The sequence below is a fragment of the Aurantibacter sp. UH7 genome (assembly GCF_056839165.1).
This window is the reverse complement of the sequence record NZ_CM166388.1, coordinates 1,625,719-1,646,030: the sequence shown is the minus strand read 5'-3', so window position 1 is coordinate 1,646,030 and position 20,312 is coordinate 1,625,719. Positions and strand designations below refer to the sequence as shown.

13 protein-coding genes are annotated in these 20,312 nt (G+C 34.6%); 12 read left to right on the top strand and 1 reads right to left on the bottom strand.

Annotated elements, in window-relative coordinates; genetic code table 11:
- The first annotated feature begins 213 nt into the window (after positions 1 to 213).
- The 7 genes from UH7x_RS07025 (at position 214) to UH7x_RS06995 (ending at position 11,948) form a co-directional block, all read left to right on the top strand.
- Positions 214 to 1,161: a PKD domain-containing protein gene (locus tag UH7x_RS07025; RefSeq protein ID WP_482363011.1), complete on the top strand. Its 948-nt coding sequence runs from the start codon at positions 214 to 216 to the stop codon at positions 1,159 to 1,161.
- Between the two features lie 27 nt (positions 1,162 to 1,188).
- Positions 1,189 to 4,611, top strand: a complete 3,423-nt coding sequence (locus UH7x_RS07020; RefSeq protein ID WP_482363010.1) for a SusC/RagA family TonB-linked outer membrane protein — start codon at positions 1,189 to 1,191, stop codon at positions 4,609 to 4,611.
- Between the two features lie 22 nt (positions 4,612 to 4,633).
- Complete coding sequence (locus UH7x_RS07015) at positions 4,634 to 6,292, top strand: SusD/RagB family nutrient-binding outer membrane lipoprotein (protein WP_482363009.1); 1,659 nt, start codon at positions 4,634 to 4,636, stop codon at positions 6,290 to 6,292.
- A gap of 228 nt (positions 6,293 to 6,520) precedes the next feature.
- Positions 6,521 to 7,432, top strand: a complete 912-nt coding sequence (locus UH7x_RS07010) for a dihydrodipicolinate synthase family protein (protein WP_482363008.1) — start codon at positions 6,521 to 6,523, stop codon at positions 7,430 to 7,432.
- A 20-nt stretch (positions 7,433 to 7,452) separates the two neighbouring features.
- Positions 7,453 to 8,883, top strand: a complete 1,431-nt coding sequence (locus UH7x_RS07005; protein WP_482363007.1) for a PHP domain-containing protein — start codon at positions 7,453 to 7,455, stop codon at positions 8,881 to 8,883.
- Positions 8,884 to 8,888: 5 nt separating this feature from the next.
- Entirely contained in the window at positions 8,889 to 10,658 is a 1,770-nt protein-coding gene (locus UH7x_RS07000; protein ID WP_482363006.1) for a TIM-barrel domain-containing protein, read from the top strand.
- A 12-nt stretch (positions 10,659 to 10,670) separates the two neighbouring features.
- The gene (locus UH7x_RS06995; protein ID WP_482363005.1) at positions 10,671 to 11,948 is read left to right on the top strand and encodes a hypothetical protein; all 1,278 of its coding nucleotides are present in this window, start codon (positions 10,671 to 10,673) and stop codon (positions 11,946 to 11,948) included.
- Between the two features lie 38 nt (positions 11,949 to 11,986).
- Here UH7x_RS06995 and UH7x_RS06990 read toward each other — a convergent pair whose 3' ends face one another.
- Positions 11,987 to 12,835: an AraC family transcriptional regulator gene (locus UH7x_RS06990; protein ID WP_482363004.1), complete on the bottom strand. Its 849-nt coding sequence runs from the start codon at positions 12,833 to 12,835 to the stop codon at positions 11,987 to 11,989.
- A 139-nt stretch (positions 12,836 to 12,974) separates the two neighbouring features.
- Between UH7x_RS06990 and UH7x_RS06985 the strand changes: the two genes are divergently transcribed.
- The 5 genes from UH7x_RS06985 to UH7x_RS06965 all read left to right on the top strand — a co-directional run bounded on the left by UH7x_RS06985 (position 12,975) and on the right by UH7x_RS06965 (position 20,310).
- Positions 12,975 to 13,892 carry a dihydrodipicolinate synthase family protein gene (locus UH7x_RS06985; RefSeq protein ID WP_482363003.1) on the top strand — a complete coding sequence of 306 codons (918 nt, stop codon included), beginning with the start codon at positions 12,975 to 12,977 and terminating at the stop codon, positions 13,890 to 13,892.
- Between the two features lie 6 nt (positions 13,893 to 13,898).
- Positions 13,899 to 15,383, top strand: a complete 1,485-nt coding sequence (locus UH7x_RS06980; RefSeq protein ID WP_482363002.1) for a sodium:solute symporter family transporter — start codon at positions 13,899 to 13,901, stop codon at positions 15,381 to 15,383.
- A gap of 15 nt (positions 15,384 to 15,398) precedes the next feature.
- Positions 15,399 to 16,391, top strand: a complete 993-nt coding sequence (locus UH7x_RS06975; RefSeq protein ID WP_482363001.1) for a Gfo/Idh/MocA family protein — start codon at positions 15,399 to 15,401, stop codon at positions 16,389 to 16,391.
- 148 nt (positions 16,392 to 16,539) lie between these two features.
- Positions 16,540 to 17,880 carry a purple acid phosphatase family protein gene (locus tag UH7x_RS06970; RefSeq protein WP_482363000.1) on the top strand — a complete coding sequence of 447 codons (1,341 nt, stop codon included), beginning with the start codon at positions 16,540 to 16,542 and terminating at the stop codon, positions 17,878 to 17,880.
- Between the two features lie 177 nt (positions 17,881 to 18,057).
- Entirely contained in the window at positions 18,058 to 20,310 is a 2,253-nt protein-coding gene (locus UH7x_RS06965) for a ligand-binding sensor domain-containing protein (protein ID WP_482362999.1), read from the top strand.
- The last annotated feature ends 2 nt before the right edge of the window (positions 20,311 to 20,312 follow it).

The window sequence follows — 20,312 nt, the reverse complement described above, 5'->3', positions numbered from 1 at the left end:
AGAATATTGTCTATATGGTAAAATTAATTGTAAATTTTTATAGTAAAGGTTAAAATTTCACGCATAATTAACAAAATAGCTGAAATATTATGAGAAATTTCACAATATTTTTGGTTGTAGTCAAATCTTAGATTTAATAATTACATAACTAAAAGTTAAAATCTAAGTCTGAAAATAGTTTCAGTTTTACACCGCTTTAAAATAGAACCTGTTATGAATATATCAAATGCAAAAGTACTTTTAGGATCGTTAGTTTGCTTCTTGCTCATTCTATCTTCCTGCAGTTCTGACGACGATTCCAATCCGGGAATCATACCTTTTACAGCAGACATTTTTCATAGTGTTAATGGAAAAGCGGTTGCTTTTCAAGGAATAACAAATAACGCTTCAAGTTGGAGTTGGGATTTTGGTGATGGTAGTACAAGTAATCAGAAAAACCCTATTCATACTTATACAGAAGGTGGTTATTACACTGCTGTATTGACGGCTGCCGATGAAACAGGTGCTACATTAGTAAAGCAAGTAGAATTGGCAATTGATATTACACCTTACGTATTACTAACAGGTGGAGCAACTGCAGAATCGGGTAAAACATGGAAATTATCAAGCGCTCATTCTGAGGGAGATTATTTTGCGAATGCCGATGCAGATCTATCTGCATTTGATGGAGCACCTAATCCTTTACCAGCAGGAATTTTTGGAGCCGGTTTGGGTATGGGTGAAGTATATGAAGATGAATTTACCTTTTATTTTGATGGAAATTATACGCAAGATGTGAAAGCTGATGGTGCTGTTTTCAGTGGTCTGCTTTATCAATTTGTAACCACTGGAGGAGCGGGAATTGTAAATGATGGAGGTGCCGATTTTGGATTGTGTACTGGTATGTTTACTCCAGAAGCTGCTACGTTTACTTATAAAGAAAGTGAAAATATGACCGTCTCTTCGGTGTATGGTCCCGGTGGAATGTTAACCTATAACGGCGTTAGTACAATAGATTTCACTGGTGAAGCATTTATTGGTCTAAAAGATTTTCAGCAAAAAGTAATCATACAAGAATTAACAGATAACACAATGCGATTGGTAATGTTTTTAGCTGCATCGCAAGATTTTATTGGCATAAATACCAATGCAGTTATTTTGACCTTTGAAGTGGTCAAATAATTTTTAAACTACCGAATCAATCAAAAAATGATAACAAATACAAAATTAAATATGGACACGCATAATCACTTCCAAAATAATGTCGCTCGATATTCGGCTTGTTTATCTTTTGTTCTGTTTCTTTTATTTAGTTCCTATGTAAGTGCTCAAACAGTTACAGGATCTGTTACTTCCGCTGCAGATGGTATGCCATTACCGGGGGTTACCATTTTAATAAAAGGAACAACTAATGGTACCTCTGCTGATTTTGATGGTAATTATAAAATTGATATTCCTGATGTGAACAGTACCCTAGTATTTTCATATATAGGTTTTGAAGCACAAGAAATTAATGTGGCTGGAAGAACTACTATTGATGTAGTTATGAATGAAGATGCGCAAGCCTTAGATGAAGTTGTAGTTACTGCCCTTGGTATTAAAAGAGAAGAAAAATCTTTAGGTTATTCTGTTGAAAATGTTGCAGCTGAAGAATTAACGCGTGTAGCTCAGGAAAATGTGTTGAATTCACTTTCTGGGAAGGTTGCAGGGGTTACTCTTAATAACACTGGTGGAGCGGGGTCTTCTGTAAGTATGGTGATAAGAGGTGCTATTTCGCTGAGTTCGGATAACCAACCTTTATTTGTTGTAGATGGTGTGCCTATAGCGAATACCTTAAATAATATAGGAGGTTTTGGAGATCGTAATCCTGTTGATTATGGTAATGCAATTTCTGATTTAGACCCTCAAAGTATTGAGAATGTAAGTATCTTAAAAGGACCTAGTGCTGCAGCACTTTATGGGTCTAGAGCTGGTAATGGAGTTGTTTTAATTACCACTAAAAAAGCAAAGGATAAAGAAAAAATGAAGGTGAATTTTACCTCCAATACTGTTTTTGATGTTCCTTATCGCTACTTAGATACACAATCACAATTTGCAAATGGATATTTTTCTTTTTCACCGAAATCTGAAGGAGGTAGCTATATTCTTCCTGATGTTATTCCTGCTGGTGGTAACGGCGGACCTGAATTAGATAAGGGGTATTATGCCGTACAATGGAACTCGCCTTTAGATGCCAATGGAACTCCAATCCCAATAGAATTAAAATCATATCCTGATAATGTGAAGGAATTTGTACAAAGGGGTATTACTACTACAAACAGTATATCAATAACCAATAGTACAGAAGCTCTTAATTATCGTGTTGGAGTTACTGCGTTGGATAATACGGGTATTATTCCTAATTCCGATTTCAAAAGAAATAGTTTTTCTGTTTCTGCGTCATCTAGGTTTAGTGATAAACTTGAAGCTAGTACAAACGTAAATGTTGTGCATGGTTATGCCGATAATAGACCAGCATCCAATAGAGGTACTAATCCGCTACAAGCAGCATATAGTGTACCTGCGAATGTTAATATCTTAGATGTAAAGGATTATAAATTACCGGGGACTGATATATATAATTTTTCAAGTGATTATTCGAACCCATGGTTTTTAGCTAATGAGGTTAACAATAGCTTTTCTAGATTTAGAGTCTACGGTAATTTTGCTTTAGATTGGAAGGTTTCTCCATCATTTAATATTCGAACTAGTTATAATTTAAATAGTTTCAATCAAACACAAGAAACCAAAATGGCTCCTGGCTATAATCGTGAATCTAATAATGGTACATACGGTATAGCAAAAACCGATGGAATGGAAACTAATATTGATTTATTAGCTAGTTATAATAAGGATTTAGGTGATTTTGATATGACGATATCTGCAGGTGGAAATTTAATGTATCAAAAGAATACTGGCTTAATTAATTCTGCAGCTTCTAGAGCAGGACTCATTGTGCCAAATTTATTTACTGTAGATAATATTGCACCAGCAGCTTTAAACTATTCTAGTTATGCAACAGAAAGAGGTATTAATAGTGTTTATGGTTTAGCAAATTTTGGGTTTAAAGACTTATTATATTTAGATGTAACCGCTAGGAATGATTGGTCGAGCACATTGCCAGTAGATAATCGTTCTTATTTCTACCCATCGGCTTCATTAAGTTTATTGGTAAGTGAATTAGTTAATATTCCAAAAGTAGATTTACTAAAGGTAAGAGCAGGATGGGCAAAAGTTGGTAATGACACTAGTCCATATCAATTAAGTTCGTATTTTAATAATAATGGTCAATGGGATAATGCTGTGTTATATAGCGGTCAAAGTGGTTTAAATACACCAAGTCTTGAGCCAGAAGAAGCAACTTCTCAAGAGATAGGTATTGATTTAAATATGTTTTCGAACCGACTTCGTTTCGAGGGTACTTATTACACTGTTGAAAATAGAAATCAAATTGTTCCAAATATTCCTATTCCTGGATCATCAGGTTACAATAGTGTTAGTATTAATGCTGGTGTGTTGGAAAGTAAAGGTCTTGAACTTTCGCTTGGTTTTACTCCTGTTAGAACAGAAAATTTTAATTGGGATGTAAATTTAAATTATACAACCAATGAATCTACTATTTTAGAATTATCAGATGGAGTGGATTATATAGAATTCTGGAGTGAAAACAAGAGTGTTTCTAGGGGTTATGTTGCAAATGCAGCAACTGGAGAAGATGGTTTAGTAGGAAATATTTATTCACCTTTAATAAAAAGAGTTACTGATGTAAATTCACCATACTATAATTATCCATTATTAGGATCTGGAGAAGATGCAGAGTGGTTAGCACAAGATGAGCGTGTAAAAGTTGGTAATTACAATCCTGACTTTGTAATGGGTTTACAAACAACTTTATCATACAAAAACCTTTCGTTGAACTTAACCTTTGATTGGCGTTCTGGTGGACAGTATATGTCACAGACTAGTAGATATATGGTTGAAGATGGCTATGGCCAACAGATATTGAACAACCTTGTAAACCCTGGTATTTCTGAGACAGGACCAGAACTTAAGCAATGGGTTTTAGATAATGCAGATTTATTAATTTATGGGGAAAATTTCTTATCAATTGGTGGTCCGCCAAGTAACGGTGGATTCGCTCAAGACTTAGGTGGTAGTGTTGTTTATGACGGAATATTTAACGCAGGGGTAGTTGGCACACATGATGAAAATGGCAACTTTATATTAGAATCTGAAAATTTAGGTGAAGCAGGTACTGCCTTTATTCCATTTTCAGTTGCTAACCCGTGGGATTTTGGAACTCCACATATGTTCGATGCCGATTATGTGAAATTACGTGAGATATCATTGTCTTATGATTTACCAACCAAGTTTATAGAAAAAACTGCTATAGATAATTTGAGTGTTTCCGTTTATAGTAGAAACATTATGTTATGGACTAAAGATTCAGAATTCGGAATTGACCCAGAACGTGCTTTTCAAGCAGAAACAAGTTCTGGTAATAGAGGAACTCAATTTAAACAAGGTATAGAAAGATATAATGTTGACCCATGGTTAGTTCCTATTGGAATTAAAATTGGAGTTACATTTTAATAATATTTAAACTGACATCGCTATGAACAATGCTAATATCAACAAAATAGCCCTTTTGGTTATAGGTTTTATTCTTTTGGTCTCTTGTCACGGGCTAGAAGATTTGAACGAAAACCCAAATAAAATTGGCTCAGAAAATGTAGATCCCAATTTGCTTTTGCCAACTGTAATTAACGGCGCAGGAAAGGCAGTGGTAGGTTTAGGCTTTGGCGACATCGCAGGAGTAATGCAACATACTCAAAAAGATGGTTGGTCTAGTGGTCACAATGCTTATGATTGGAGTAATGATTCTCATAGTTGGAATAGTTATTATACGCTCTTAACTAACAATAAGAACATGATTGAAAAAGCAGAAGCTGATCAACTTGAATTTCACCAAGGGGCTGGATTAGTAATGAAATCTTTTCTATTTGGATTAATTACCGATTTATGGGGAGATGCACCTTACTTTGAGGCGCTACGCGGTAATGAAGGTGTTGAGTTTTTTGATGCAGTATTTGATGATCAAAGATCAATTTACGAAGGTATTTTGTTAGACCTTGAAACTGCTAATTCATTACTTTCTAAAGACCAAGGTTCATATTTTAGTATACAAGCTGATCAGGATATTTTGTATGGCGGTGATGTTGCAAAATGGAGAAAATTTGCTAATTCATTAGCTTTAAGATATTACATGCGTTTATCTGTTAAAGAACCAGCATGGGCAGAACAGGGTATAAAAAAACTGTTGTCAAATTCACAATTATACCCGTTGATTACAGATGCAGCTGATGATGCAAATATGGCTTATATAGGTAATACTAGTACTGACTCTTGGCCTACAAGCACAAAGTTTGATTCAGATTCACAGGGTTCATATTTTAGAATAAAAATGGGAGCTACATTGGTAAATGAATTGCAAACATTAAATGATCCTCGTTTAGGTGTATGGGCAAATAAAATTGATATTCCATTAGTATTAGATGCAGGAGCTCCAGATGGAACCGATTATGTAGAAGATGGTGAACGACATGTTTCACAAGATATAGTGGATGCATACGAAGACGTGGTAGGCTTCCCTGTTGATTATGATAAAGAGTATATAGGTTTGCCTACAGGTATGACCTTCGGTATTGCCTATAATTTAAGTGAAAATCTTAACCAAGGGGCGCTTAATCTACATGTCTCTCAATTAAACGATATATACAAAGAAGCTAGTGGCGATTTACTTCAAGCGCGTTTAATGTCTGCTGCAGAAGTTAATTTTATAAAAGCAGAAGCAGCAACAAAAGGTTGGGCAACTGGTGGAGTAGCAGGTTATTATAACGAAGCGATTAAACAGTCTTTAACTGCATGGGGTGTAGGTGATGCGTATGACGCTTATATAACTGGACCTGCGGCTTATTCTGCACCTGAAGATATATTAAAGCAAAAATGGATTGCAAGTTGGTCTGCTGCTGCTGAATCTTGGTTCGATTATAGGAGAACGGGTATACCTAATTTGCAAGCAGGTGCTGCCGCTAAGAGACCTGCCCTACCATTACGTTTTTACTACCATATAGATGAAATAGATAATAATGCAGTTAATGCTGATGCAGCAATTGGCAAATTAGAAACCACAGCTTTTAAAGGGGATGATGCAACAAACAATAGTGCATGGTCTAAAATGTGGCTTTTACAAGGCACAAATAAGCCTTATTAATAAATTATAACCAAGCGAACTTGATTAAAGCTAGTTCAATTTAAGGAGGTTTCACATATGTAAAACCTCCTTTTTATTTGTAAACTATTTAAAGTTTTAATCATTGATTTTCGAATTAGAAAATTGGATTTTTATAAGAATGGGTAATATTCTATAGGATTACTTCAACATAGTAGTGGCATAAGTTTTTATTGTGCACTTAATTTGTTTAAACACTAATAGTTAATTATGAAATTGCCATTAAAAGGGATCATACCACCTATGATTACCCCTCTATTAGAAAATAGAGAGCTAGACAGTATTGGTCTAAAAAGTTTAATCGAACATCTTATTGAGGGTGGTGTTCATGGAATTTTTTTATTAGGTACAAATGGTGAAGGCCCGAGTTTAAGTTATAGAATAAGAAAACAATTAATTTCAGAAGCTTGTGAGATTATTAATGGTAGAGTTCCTGTTTTAATTGGTATTACAGATACCTCTTTGGAAGCTACTTTAGATATAGCAAATTATTCCAAAGAAGCTGGAGCAGATGTACTTGTAGTGGCGCCACCCTATTATTTTCCAATTACGGAGGAAGAAATGATGGAGTATTTATCTGTTTTAGTTCCGCAATTATCATTGCCTTTTCTTTTATATAATATTCCTAGTTGTACAAAGCTTCATTTAGGTGTAGATATAGTTAAAAAAGCAAGGGAGTTAGGGGCCATAGGAGTGAAAGATAGCTCAGGTGATATGGAATCTTTTTACGAAATTATTGAAGCGTTTAAAAATGACCCAGAATTCTCAATAATCGTTGGTAATGAACTTTTTATTTCTGAAGCCATGGCAAGAGGAGCACATGGAGCAGTTGCTGGTGGAGCAAATTTCAGTCCTAGAACGTTTGTTGATTTATATGAGGCATGTGTGGATAAGAATGAATTTTCTATTATTGAATTTAGAAAAAGAGTGCTAGCTATAGATGAAAATATTTATCATGTAAATAGTACGCCGACTAGTAGTATAAAGGCTATAAAAGGCTCATTGGGAATAATGGGTATTTGTAATGATTATATGGCCGTGCCCTTGCAAAATCTCACTAATGAACAGCACGATATTATAAAAGCAAAACTATTAAAGCTTAAAGAGAGCCTTATCAAATAATTACGAAATAAATTGGAGCAATGACTAAAATCAGAATGCAAAAGTTTTTTGTTGTACTCGTGATTTTGTTTATCATTTTATTAGCTACAGTTTTTCATTATCCTATTCATTTTGAGAATGCATTAACTTTACAGTTAGAGGCGGATTTTGAAGTTAAAAGAGCGTTTTGGCGTATATTTTTTGAGCCAATTTTAGGTCCATTACTTTATATTAATAGATCTCTTTATGTTTTAGAAGAATTGCCTTTTGCTTTAATGTGGTTGGTTATTGCGTATATAATATTTAGTCTAAAGGCACTTATATCCAACGAAGGTAATCGCAGAAAAACAATTATAAAGAAGATTGTAAACTTACCAATTATATTAGGCATTTGCTTCGCAATTTTTGTATTAGTTCTTTTTATTCCATTGCCAAATAATACAATCGTAAACAATTCGAAAGATTCAATTTTGGTTACAACACATGCACATACCGAGTATAGTCATGATGGATTAATTTCTCAAAAAAGCATGTTGAAATGGCATAAACGAAATGGGTTCGATGCTTTTTTTATTACCGATCATGCAAACCATAAAAAGAGTTTAGAGTTTGTTTCAAATCAGAATAAAGAAAAAGATTTAGATCAACCTTTGGTCATGGTAGGGCAAGAATTTTCAGGCACTAACCATATGAGTTTACTAGGGTTAAATGGTAAGTTTGAAACCAAAGGGATGACCGATAAGGCTGTTATAGATTCAGTTCATAAATACGGAGGAGCGGTAATTATTAATCATTGGTTTGATGGGAAAGGAAAAGGAAAAGAATTTTACTTAGACCTTGGTGCAGATGGCTTTGAAATTGAAAATTCAGGAACTGATCTATATTATGAAAGAGAAACCTTTGAGGAGATAAAAAAGTTTTGTGTAAACAATAAACTTACTATGGTGGGAGGGTTAGATTTTCATGGCTATGGCAGGGCATGTTCATTGTATAATGCATTTGAAATTAAGAATTGGAGTAATCTAGATGTAAGTACAAAAGAACAAGCAATACTGTCTATTCTAAAAAGTGGATCACAAGAGAAGTTAAAAGTTTTGCTATATAAGGACCGTCCATTTTATTCAAAAACTAATTTAGTCTTAAGACCTTTTAAAACAGTAGTGAACTATTTTAGAACTTTAAATATATGGCAGGTAATTTCATGGATTGTTTGGTTGTATATCTTTCAATTTTTTCGAATAAAATATCAGGCTCTTTATAAGAACAAAAGCCTGTTAATAGTAGCTTTCATAAGTGCTGGTTTTATGATTGCCTTAGCGATAAATTATTTTTTTAGAGGTGAGGCGGTTATTGGGTATAGCAAAGTATTTAAAGAATATAGTTTCTTACTGGGACCAATAGGTTTTATACTACTGTCTTATACTTTTTTAGTTGGGTATTTGCGACTTTTCAGACAAAAAAAAATTAAATAAGTCTGATGAAGAAGAAAATTCTCAAGGGAACACTTTGGTCAATAGTTGTGTTATTTATAGTGGCGTATTTTTATTGGCTTCTTCCAATTTGGGGAATACCTTTTAATTCTCAAAGACATGGAAACCCACCATTAACACCTGCTTGGGCATTAGAATGTTGGCTTTGGGAAGATGATGTGAATAATTCTGAATTTGTAGATGAATTATTGGCGGGATATCGAGAACATGACATTCCTGTTAGAACGATATTATTAGACAGCCCTTGGTCACTTCGATATAACGATTTTCAAGTGGACACCCTACTTTACAAGAAGCCGGTAACTTGGTTTAAGAATTTAGAAAATGATGGGTATCGAGTTGTACTTTGGATGACCTCTATGGTTGATAGTTTTAGTAAAGATGCTAGAATTAAAAACGATTCATCATGGTATAATAAAGCCATGGAAAAAGGCTTTTTAGCTAAATCTAAAACTGCGAATACTTGGTGGAAGGGAAAAGGAGGGTTTATAGATTATAGCAATCCGGAAGCGATGCAATGGTGGAGGGATATGCAACAAAACATATTTGATTTAGGTGTCGACGGTTGGAAGCTTGATGGTACTGCGACTCTTTTCTGGAGTGATATTGGAGGGATTCCTTTTTTTTACAAAAATACGGCGGAAGGCTTAATGTCAGCGCGTACATATATGGACCATTATTACCGAGACGAATACCATCACGGGTTAACTCAGAATCCTGAGTTTATAACCTTGTCTAGGTCTATTGATAGAGGGTATCACCCAGAAGGTTTCGCACCAATAGACGCATCGCCCGTAAATTGGGTGGGGGATCAAGAGCATAAATGGATTACTGATGAAATGATTTCTGAAGGCGAAGAAAAAGTAGACATAGCTCTTGACGGTATCCAAGGATTTGAATCTGCCATTGAGAATATCCTTGAAAGTGCTGATTTAGGATATAATATTATTGGTTCGGATGTCGCTGGATTTTCAGGGAATACTATTCCACCAAAATTATATATACGTTGGGCGCAATTTTCAACCTTTTGTGGATTGTTTTTAAATGGTGGTCATGGAGAACGTAGACTATGGAAACGAAGTGAACTAGAATTGGAAGTTATTCGAAAATTCTCTTGGCTGCATACAGAACTGGTGCCCTATATGTACCATTATGTAGTTACAGCTCATGAAGGAGGAAGGCGATTACAAACTCCTTTAAAAAAAGGAAAATATCATTATATGTTTGGCGATGATTTTCTAATTGCCCCTATTTATAAAGATGATAAGAAAAGAGAAGTTTCATTGCCAGTAGGCAGTTGGAGGTATTTTTTTGATGATAAAGATTTAATTGATGGGCCAATTTTTTTAGAAAAGGAATTTCCTTTGGACGAGTTTCCGGTATTTGTAAAAGAGGGCGCTATAATTCCATTAGATATAAAACGTGAGTATACGGGTTTTGGAAATCGAACTTCTGAAGGTTTTCTAACCATCTTAATTTTCCCTAAGACTGATAATTCATTTATATATTATCACCCACAGACTAAAGGGCAAACTAGTATTTCATATCAAGAAAAGAAAATGGAATTAAAAATAAAAGTTAGTGGAGATAAAGTAGCTCATATTTTAAAGATTCATTCTTCGTACTCTCCTAAAAAAATAGTTTTAGATGGGCAAGAGTTGGACCACGAATCTTGGAGTTTTGATCAAAAACAGAAGAAATTAAGTATAGTTACAAAAGTCAATTATGACAATGGAAATTATACTATTACATTTTAAAAATCACAACAAATGAATATTAAAAAACAAGGGATAAGTTTATTAATAGTCGGTATGGCTTTAGCAACTGCTTGGGCAATTAGAGGTCAATTTGGGCATGAACAAGGTGCTGCTTGGGCTGGGGCCATTGGTGCATTAGCTTTGGTTTTGGTGTCCAATAGAAAAGATTGGTATGCTAAAATGCCAATTGTAGCGCTAGCGTCGGCTATTGGATGGGGCGCAGGAGGAATGATAAGTTACGGTATAGTAGTTGGCTATGGAAGAGCGGATAATTTTATTAATGTCTACTATGGTTTAAGTATGCTTTTTGTAATTGGATCTTTGTTTGGACTGCTTGGTGGAGGTTTGGTTGGCCTTGTTCTTGATTCAACTAAAAAGAATAAAGTTAATTGGGGGGCATTAGTTTCCGAAATGGTAGCCGGTGGATTGCTAACCTATTTTTTCTTAATAGAACAAATTGGTTTTAAAATGACACCCCCAAGATCAGAAGCATGGGCGTTTGTCTTTGGAGCAGGTTTGGCTATGCTTTTACACATGGCACGAACAAATCGTAATTCTGCTATTAGAGTGGCAGTGTTTTCTGCACTAGGGGGAGGTCTTGGTTTTGGTTTTGGAAACTTTTTGCATGTTACTGGAAATGTATTTGAAATACCATTTAACATGTGGAATGTTATGGAATACAGTATTGGATTTTTTGGTGGACTGGGTATGGCATATGGTGTGTTCTCTTCTAAATGGCCTATTGATGAAGAAGTAAAACCTAAGAATTGGGTTAATAGAGTAGCCCTATTTGTTTTACTTATTTTTATACCACTTATTGTTTATCGAGAATCTCTAGCATATGAACATTTATTGAAACGTTTAGGAGATATTCAAAACCTTGAGCAAGTTGCCTATACAAGTACCGTTTTTGCCGCCATAGTATTATTAATTGTTGCTATTATATTATTCAGAAAATTCAATGATAATAATTATAAGAAGAAAGATGTTGCACTATTTTTCTTTACTTATTTGGGTAGTTACGCATTAATGAGCTACGTGGTAACTGGTCTTTTTGCTGGAAAATTAGGATTGAACCATCATTTGTATGTCCTGAATATTATTTTGATTTATTTTTTAGCAAAAAACAACGAAATAAAGGATGTCACAAAAACAACAGCTCAATTAGCTACAAAAAAATGGCTAGTTTATTTGATTGCAATATTAGTGCTGTTAGCAATACTATCAGTAGTTGCAGTTAGTTTTAATGCAGAATTGCAGGGTAGTCATAACCGTTTTGAAATAGGATAGTTAAATCGTTAAAGTAAACAAGGTTATTTAAGATTAGATTACCTAAAGTTTTTGCGATAATCGGAAGGTGTTTTGCCCATATTCGCCTTAAAATAATGATTGAAATTTGCTAGGTTATTATATCCACTTTCAAAACAAATCTGCGTAATCTGTTTGTCGGTTTCAGCAAGTAATTTAGCGGCAATTCCTACACGCACATTTTTTACGTACTCCATAAATGTATGCCCAGTTTTCTTTTTAAAGAATCTACAGAAAGAACTTGGTGCCATATTTAAAACTGCAGAAGCTTCTTCAAGTTTAATTCCTTCTTGAATATTTTGAAAAACATATTCATATACTTTATTCACTTTGTCGATGTTTTTAGAAAAAACAGATGAACGATCAATTGGATTTGACAATCGATCTCTTTCTTCAACTTTTATTAAATTGTTGAAAATTTTAAGTAAACCGATATAATATTCAAGACCATTACTCTTCGACATAGTTTCTAGGATTTCCTTTATCTCAGAATCATCTTCAACTTTAAAACGTATACCTCTATTAGATAATTTAAGAAGTTCTACCACTTTTTCGAGTTCTGGCATTTGAAAGAAGTCAGAATCAATGATGTTTTCCGAAAAGTGAGTAACAATGCATGTTGATTCCTCATCGTTCTCATTATCAAGAAGTTCCCAGCAATGTGGTAAATTTGGCCCTAAAAGAACGAGGTCTCCTTTTTCAAATCCAGATATATTATCACCAACAATTCTTCTGCCCACCCCTGAGCTTATATAATTAAGCTCAAAGTTTTTATGCGAGTGTATTCTTGCATTAGAAGAAAGGGGTAATTTACGTGATATAAAAGAATGATTATTAGGTACAAATATTTTTTCACAAACAAATTCCATATCTAAGTATATTAACTCTTATTATCAATAATACTAAATTTTTTGGACTTTTTAGGTTAAAATAACATAAGATTTATGTAAAATAATAGTGGCGTATTGGAACTAATTAAATTTACTTTGCTTGAATTAAGTAAGCGATATGACTTTAAACTTGAGAGGTATTATCCCTCCAATGGTAACGCCTCTGACAGAGGATTACAAATTAGACTACAAAGGTTTAGAAAATTTAATTGAACATTTAATATCTGGTGGAGTACATGGTATTTTTATTCTTGGCACTAATGGAGAGGGTCCAAGTTTAAGCATGACTATTCGCAAAGAACTAATAACAAAGTCTTGTGAATATATAAACAAAAGAGTGCCGGTTTTAGTTGGTATTACTGATACCTCTTTTGATGGTTCCGTGGAGATTGCAGCACATTCAAAAGCGTCAGGTGCTGATGCTGTGGTTATTGCGCCACCATATTATTTTCCAATTTCTGATGGTGAAATGGATGAATATTTGAATACCTTAATACCTGAATTAGCTTTACCTTTTTTGCTTTATAATATGCCTAGTTGTACCAAAATGAACCTTTCTTTAGAAACGGTTAAAAAAGGCAAAGAATTAGGAGCATTGGGTGTTAAAGATAGTTCTGGAGATTTGGAATATTTATATAGTTTAATTGAAGCTTTTAAAGAGTCACCCGAGTTTTCTGTTATCGCAGGATCTGAAGGTTATTTGCCAGCAACAATAAAACGAGGCGGTGACGGTGCCGTTGCCGGAGGAGCAAATGTATTTCCTAAATTGTTTGTAGAATTGTATAATGCCTCGGTTGCTAAAGACGAAGCTAAAATTGAGGAGTTACATAAACAAATAACTCAGCTTGATAAAACAGTTTACAACGTAGGTACAACACCTTCGAGAGTAACTAAAGGAATTAAATGTGCATTGGCTGTAAAAGGTATTTGTGGAGATTACATGGCGATGCCTTTACATAGATTTAATAATCCGGAAAGAGAAAAAGTAAAATGTCATATAGAAAACTTTGAAAAAGAATTTATGGCAGAATCATAAAATAAAATGAACTACCAATTAGAAGTACTAGATATTGCCATTTTGATTATTTACGGTTTGTTGATGATCGGAATGGGTATTTATTTTTTAAGAAAAACCAAAACTTCTGAAGAGTTCATGGTCGCGGGAAGGGGTATCCCTGCTTGGGCTGCTGGAATTGCAGTTATGAGCGCCTATACAAGTAGTATTTCATATATAGCAGTTCCAGGCAAAGCTTTTGACCAGAATTGGCATCCCTTGATTTTCGCGCTTACTGCATTACCAGTTGCATGGTTTGTTACCAAATATGTAATTCCGCATTATAGAAAGCACAAAATAATATCGGTCTATAAGTATTTAGAAGATAAAATTGGTGATTGGGGTAGGGTATACGCTTCATTATCCTTTGTGCTTTTTATGATTGGTAGAACTGCTGTCATACTTTATCTTTCTTCGCTTTTACTTACTTCTTTTGTTAATGTTGATATTAGTACTTTAATATTAATAATTGGCGTCATGACCATTGCCTATACCTTAATGGGTGGTATGGAGGCAGTTATTTGGACAGATGTAATGCAGTCAATTATAATGATAGGTGGACTCCTTTTTAGCGCCTATATTTTGACTACAGAAGTATTTGCAGATCCAGAATATTTGATTCAAAAAGCTTTTGATGAAAATAAATTTAGTTTAGGTGACACATCATTTTCATTAAGTAGTAGAACTATTTGGGTGATGATTATTTATGGGGTTACTGAGAATATTAGAAACCTCATGGCTGATCAAAATTACACGCAAAAGTATAGTGCTGTGGCTACTGAGAAGAAAGCAAAAAAATCGGTATGGATAGCTATGCTTATTTATTTACCGCTAACAGCTATTTTTCTTTATATCGGTACGGCAATGTTTGCATTCTATTCTGGTTCGGGACACGTACTTGATCCATCAATAGTAAAGGGAGATGAGGTTTTTCCGTTTTTCATTGCAACTGAACTTCCTACAGGTCTTAAAGGATTGATTATTGCAGCAATACTTGCAGCTTCTATGAGTACTGTAGATTCTGCGTTGAATTCATCTGCTACAGTTTTGTACCTAGATTATTTTAAAAAGTATTTTAGACCTAATGCTTCTGAAAAAAGTAGTATCGGTTTTCTGCGATTGATTACTATTATTTGGGGTGTTCTTGGCATTGCCTTTGCACTTTTATTAATTAATGCTGAAAGCGCCCTTGACATTTGGTGGCAGATTTCAGGTATTTTCGGAGGAGGTATTTTGGGTCTATTCTTACTAGCCCTTTTCAACGTAAAAATATCGCGAACACAAGGTATTACTTCTGTAATTTTTAGCATTATAATAATTATTTGGGGTACTTTTTTAAGAGAAATGTCGCCCGAATATGCTTGGCTAGAATGTACTCTTGACCCTATAATAGTGGGTGCAGTGGCAACTGTAGGGTTATTATTTCTTGCCTTTGTTTTTGTTATTTTGAATAAGCAAAAAAAGAGTATCTAAAATAGTATTTGTTCGATGGAAAGAAAAATTCAATGGGGAGTTTTAAGTACTGCTGCAATTGCCAGAGAACAGGTGATACCGGCTATGCTAAAGGGAAGATATTGTAATGTCTTAGCTGTAGCTTCCAGAAATTTAAAAAAGGCCGAAACAACCGCTGAAGAATTTGGCATTGCAAAGTTTTATGATGATTATCAAGAACTACTAAATGATTCTGAAATTGAGGCAGTTTATATTCCACTACCAAATCATTTGCATGTAGAATGGGCTAAAAAGGCAATATTGGCGGGTAAACATGTACTTGTAGAAAAGCCAATTGCATTAAGTAGTGTATCGGCAAAGGGTTTATTAGATGAAGCCAAAAAACATCCGAAACTTAATATTGGCGAAGCTTTTATGTATAAGTTTCACCCACAATGGATTAAAGCCAAAGAATTAATTGACTCCGGAGAAATAGGTGTTTTAAAAACAATACAATCTTCTTTTTCTTTTTTTGATGATGATGCTCAAAGTATTACTAATAATAAATCTTTTGGTGGTGGTAGTTTAATGGATATTGGCTGTTATTCCATTTCAATTTCAAGATTATTGTTTAAAGCAGAGCCTAAAAGTGTTTTGGCATCCATTGAATATCATCCAGAATATGAAGTAGATATTTTGGCAAATGGTATTCTTGAGTTTGAAAAAGGGACTTCTACATTTTTCTGTGCTACGCAGTTAGATTATACACAACAAGCTCAATTATTTGGCACCAAAGGAAGTATCAAATTTGAGCTTCCATTTAACCCGTCTAATGATATTAAATCAAAAATTTGGGTAACTAAGGATGAAGTAACAACGGAAATTGAATTTGAAATATGCGACCAATATACATTACAAGCAGATGCTTTTTCACTTGCAATTCTTGAAAAAAGAGAATCGCCAGCTAAATTGAGTGATGCAATAAATAATATGATTGTAATCGAAAAATTACATGAAAGTAATGCGAAAAGCTCTCGTGTTAGAATATAAATATTGATATGAACATTTATCGATATGTTGAAATGTGAATATTGGTTTTCGCCAGGATGTAAAATAGTTTTGAATAGTTAATAATTTGATGATGAGGATAACAAAAGGTACTATAGTTTTTTCAATAATGTTTTTGTGTTGTTTAACAATGCAAGCCCAACATAATCATTCAAATGGTGTAACGCATAGTCATTCACATTATACAACGCATGACTCTATACCAGCACATAAATTAATATTTCCATCGAGTACTCCAGATCGCATAATATCGAATCTTACTGAAGACCCTTCTCATACTTTTGCTGTGAATTGGCGCACAGATCAACAAATTAAAATAGGAATTGTAGAGGTGGCTTTGGCTACAGACGGTCCTGAATTTTTATTGCGCGATGTTCGAAAAATTACTGCTGATTCACAAATATTTGAAAATCAAAATAGAAATGAACCCCTTGTAAAAGCTACGTATCATTCTGCTTTGGTGAAAGATTTACAGCCAAATACTACGTATATATACCGCGTAGGTAACGGTGAGAAAGATAATGGGTATTGGAGTGAATGGTTTCAAATTACAACTGCTCGAACTGGTGGTGAAGAGCCATTTAGTTTTATTTATTTTGGAGATGCTCAAAACAATGTAAAATCACTCTGGTCTCGTGTAATTAGAAATTCATATCGACAATTTCCTCAGGTAGATTTTATGCTACATGCAGGTGATTTAATTAACGATAGAGATGCCAACTTAGAATGGGGAGAGTGGTTTCATGCAGGTAGTTTTATTCATGCTACGGTGCCAAGTGTAATGACGCCAGGGAACCATGAATACAGAGATGGAGTATTAACTTCTTTATGGAGACCATCTTTTACTTTGCCAGAAAATGGACCAAGTGAAGCGTTGAAAGAAACGTGTTTTGTTATCGATTATCAAGATATGAAATTGATATCTATAGATAGTGAAGGTTTTGATGAAAGTATGGATGCGCGAACTGCTCAGGTAAAATGGCTTGATTCAGTTTTACAATCAAATACTAAAAAATGGACGACCATTACCACGCATTATCCAGTTTATTCTACTAAAGAAGGTAGAGATAATTGGGAGTTGAGAGAAGCCATAAAACCTTTGATAGATAAGTATAAAGTGGATTTGGTTCTACAGGGCCACGATCATACATATGCAAGGGGCTTCCCGGAAAACGAGGGTAAAGGTTTAACAGTGGTGAAAAATGCAGGCACAGTATATGCCGTTTCAGTAAGTGGCCCAAAAATGTACGAATCGCAAGATCAGGAGTGGATGGTAAGAAGAGGTGAGTACACACAACTGTTTCAAATAATAACGGTATCAGAAGACACTATAACCTATGGAGCGTATACACCCATCGGTACGCTATACGACGCCTTTGAAATCATTAAGAAAAATGGAAAAAAGACTTTAATTAATAAAGTACCTGATAGCCCATTACGATTGAAAAAGGACTTTGTGAAACCTGAATAGGATTTAGATAATAAAATAGTGGCTTTGAGATATACCTTTTTGAGGTGTTTTTGCCACCTTTTTTAAATAGAAAATAAACCTCTGCACTACATTTATGCAGGTTTGGTTTTACTATTTTTCTTATTTACTCAAGGTTGTATCAGTAGCTTTTTTGAAGGTATAAATATCACCTAAAGCATGAAAAATTCAATCATACTAATATTACTTGTTGTTTTATCATGTAAGCAAGCGGAAAATAAACTCGTTGAAAGCGACATTGAAGACAAATTAGTTTATGTAGATGTACCTTTTGAACAAGAATATCATGAAGGTTTTTTGATAGATGCAGGTAGTCGGGATGCAAATGATATTAGGGCAGTGGCTCCAGATTTAAATGGAAATATTTGGGTCGCTACTAAAGATGGAGTTTATCACAAAAATGGAACATCAAAAGATTGGCAACCCTTAATTGTGAATGAAAATCAAGGTCCGGCATATGATGTTGCTATAGATTCTTTTGGAACCGTTTGGATGGCTACATGGAATTCGGTTTACACTTATAATCTTGGTGAATTAAAAAAAATGGAAGGGCCTAAAGCACCAATTGCTAAAATTGTTTGTGCTAAAGAAGGGGTGTATGCCTTGGGGCCACATGGCACATGGTTTTATGACAAAGAAGTTTGGCATAAAAAAGATTATGATATTGCTAGAAGTATACGTGTGGCTTTATCTGATAATAATGGAGGTTTGTGGATAGGAACGGATGTTGGACTGTATCATTGTAATAATCAAGAAACAACGGTTTATCAGAAGAATGATGATTTAGTAAGCACTTATGTAAAGGGGGCTGATTTTGATGATGAAGGCAAGTTATGGGTTGGTGGTTTAGGAGGCGTTGCCATTCGGAATACCTCTAAAAAAGTCGGTGAAAAGTTGCCAAAAGATGGTCTGCCGAATGCTAATGTTAATGTGGTAACTAAAGCCCCAGATGGTATTATGTGGGTTGGTACGGATTATGGTATTTCAAGATTTAAACCAGGAAAAAAGGAGTATTCCGTACGGTTAAGTAGGCGTTGGTTAATGAACGATGAGGTACGTGATATAGCTTTTGATGTTGATGGAAATGCATGGATAGCAACCGCAAATGGAGTGAGTGCTATTAAGAAAAAACATATGACGCTTAAGACAAAAGCGGATTTTTTCTATAATAAATTGATACCTCGTCACGTACGAGAACCTTGGATTGTTGCAAGGTCTAAGCTTACAATTCCTGGGGATACGACTTCCATTTTGCCCGAAGATGATGATAACGATGGTGAATATACTGCTATGTATTTAGCTATGGAATCATTCCGATATGCAGCTACGAAAAATCCACAAGCGAAAGAAAGAGCAAAAAAGGCATTCGATTTTCTACACTATTTACGTGAAGTGACTGAAATTGATGGGTTCTTTGCACGAACGATTATACCAGTTTCTTGGGAGAAATCTCACGACATGGACCGAACATATACAAATCGGGAATTGGCTGAAGAAATTATAAAAGATCCGCGGCAAAAACCTGTAGAAAAACGGTGGCACATTTCTAAAGATGGAAAGTGGAAATGGAAAGGAGATACAAGTAGTGATGAACTATGTGGACATCTCTTTGGCTACTACAGTTACTATAACTTAGTGGCAGATAATAAAGAAAAAGAACGTGTAGCTGATCACTTTAGCAAAATTATGGATCATTTGATTGCCAATGATTTTAACTTGGTAGGAGTAGATGGTAAACATACAAAATGGGGCGTATGGTCACCTCAAATTTTAAACCATAATCCAGATTGGGCACCCGAAAAAGCATTGAATTCACTTGAATTACTTTCCTTCTTAAAATTTACATATCACATAACAAAGGATGAAAAATATCAAAATGAATATTTAAAATTGATTAATGAGGATGGGTATCTTGAAAATGCAAAAATGTTGAATACTACTAACCCTGCATGGGAAACCTATTTCGATATTTATATGGCATTATATGTATATCCTCCGTTAATACAGTATGAGGATAATCCAGAGTTTAAAAAAGAGTATGAAAACCTTTTCAATCAATGGTTTGAAAAGAATAGGAAAACAAAAAGCCCGCTAGTTAATTTCACCTATAATTACCTTGCAGGTGGTAGTGATGAGCTTGAAGCTTCCATTGAATTTTTAAAAGATGCGCCATTGGATTTAGTTGATTGGGATATTGATAATGGTAAACGTGAAGATTTAAGAATAGTAAGGGAACCTATTTTAGAAGAAATACAGGTGGCATTACGCCCTCCAAGTGAATCGCGAGCCATTCGTTGGGATAATAATATTTACGAAGCTGTAGTAGGAAACCCTAGTCAAGAGAAAGAACCTGTATATTGGCTTTTGCCTTATTGGATGGGGCGTTACCAAGGATTGATACAATCGAAGTAGTA

What these genes read in the sequence shown, in the direction of transcription:
- UH7x_RS07025 (WP_482363011.1), top strand. Translation starts at nt 214, where the DNA reads ATGAATATATCAAATGCAAAAGTACTTTTAGGATCGTTAGTTTGCTTC.
- UH7x_RS07020 (WP_482363010.1), top strand. Translation starts at nt 1,189, where the DNA reads ATGATAACAAATACAAAATTAAATATGGACACGCATAATCACTTCCAA.
- UH7x_RS07015 (WP_482363009.1), top strand. Translation starts at nt 4,634, where the DNA reads ATGAACAATGCTAATATCAACAAAATAGCCCTTTTGGTTATAGGTTTT.
- UH7x_RS07010 (WP_482363008.1), top strand. Translation starts at nt 6,521, where the DNA reads ATGAAATTGCCATTAAAAGGGATCATACCACCTATGATTACCCCTCTA.
- UH7x_RS07005 (WP_482363007.1), top strand. Translation starts at nt 7,453, where the DNA reads ATGACTAAAATCAGAATGCAAAAGTTTTTTGTTGTACTCGTGATTTTG.
- UH7x_RS07000 (WP_482363006.1), top strand. Translation starts at nt 8,889, where the DNA reads ATGAAGAAGAAAATTCTCAAGGGAACACTTTGGTCAATAGTTGTGTTA.
- UH7x_RS06995 (WP_482363005.1), top strand. Translation starts at nt 10,671, where the DNA reads ATGAATATTAAAAAACAAGGGATAAGTTTATTAATAGTCGGTATGGCT.
- UH7x_RS06990 (WP_482363004.1), bottom strand. Translation starts at nt 12,835, where the DNA reads ATGGAATTTGTTTGTGAAAAAATATTTGTACCTAATAATCATTCTTTT.
- UH7x_RS06985 (WP_482363003.1), top strand. Translation starts at nt 12,975, where the DNA reads ATGACTTTAAACTTGAGAGGTATTATCCCTCCAATGGTAACGCCTCTG.
- UH7x_RS06980 (WP_482363002.1), top strand. Translation starts at nt 13,899, where the DNA reads ATGAACTACCAATTAGAAGTACTAGATATTGCCATTTTGATTATTTAC.
- UH7x_RS06975 (WP_482363001.1), top strand. Translation starts at nt 15,399, where the DNA reads ATGGAAAGAAAAATTCAATGGGGAGTTTTAAGTACTGCTGCAATTGCC.
- UH7x_RS06970 (WP_482363000.1), top strand. Translation starts at nt 16,540, where the DNA reads ATGCAAGCCCAACATAATCATTCAAATGGTGTAACGCATAGTCATTCA.
- UH7x_RS06965 (WP_482362999.1), top strand. Translation starts at nt 18,058, where the DNA reads ATGAAAAATTCAATCATACTAATATTACTTGTTGTTTTATCATGTAAG.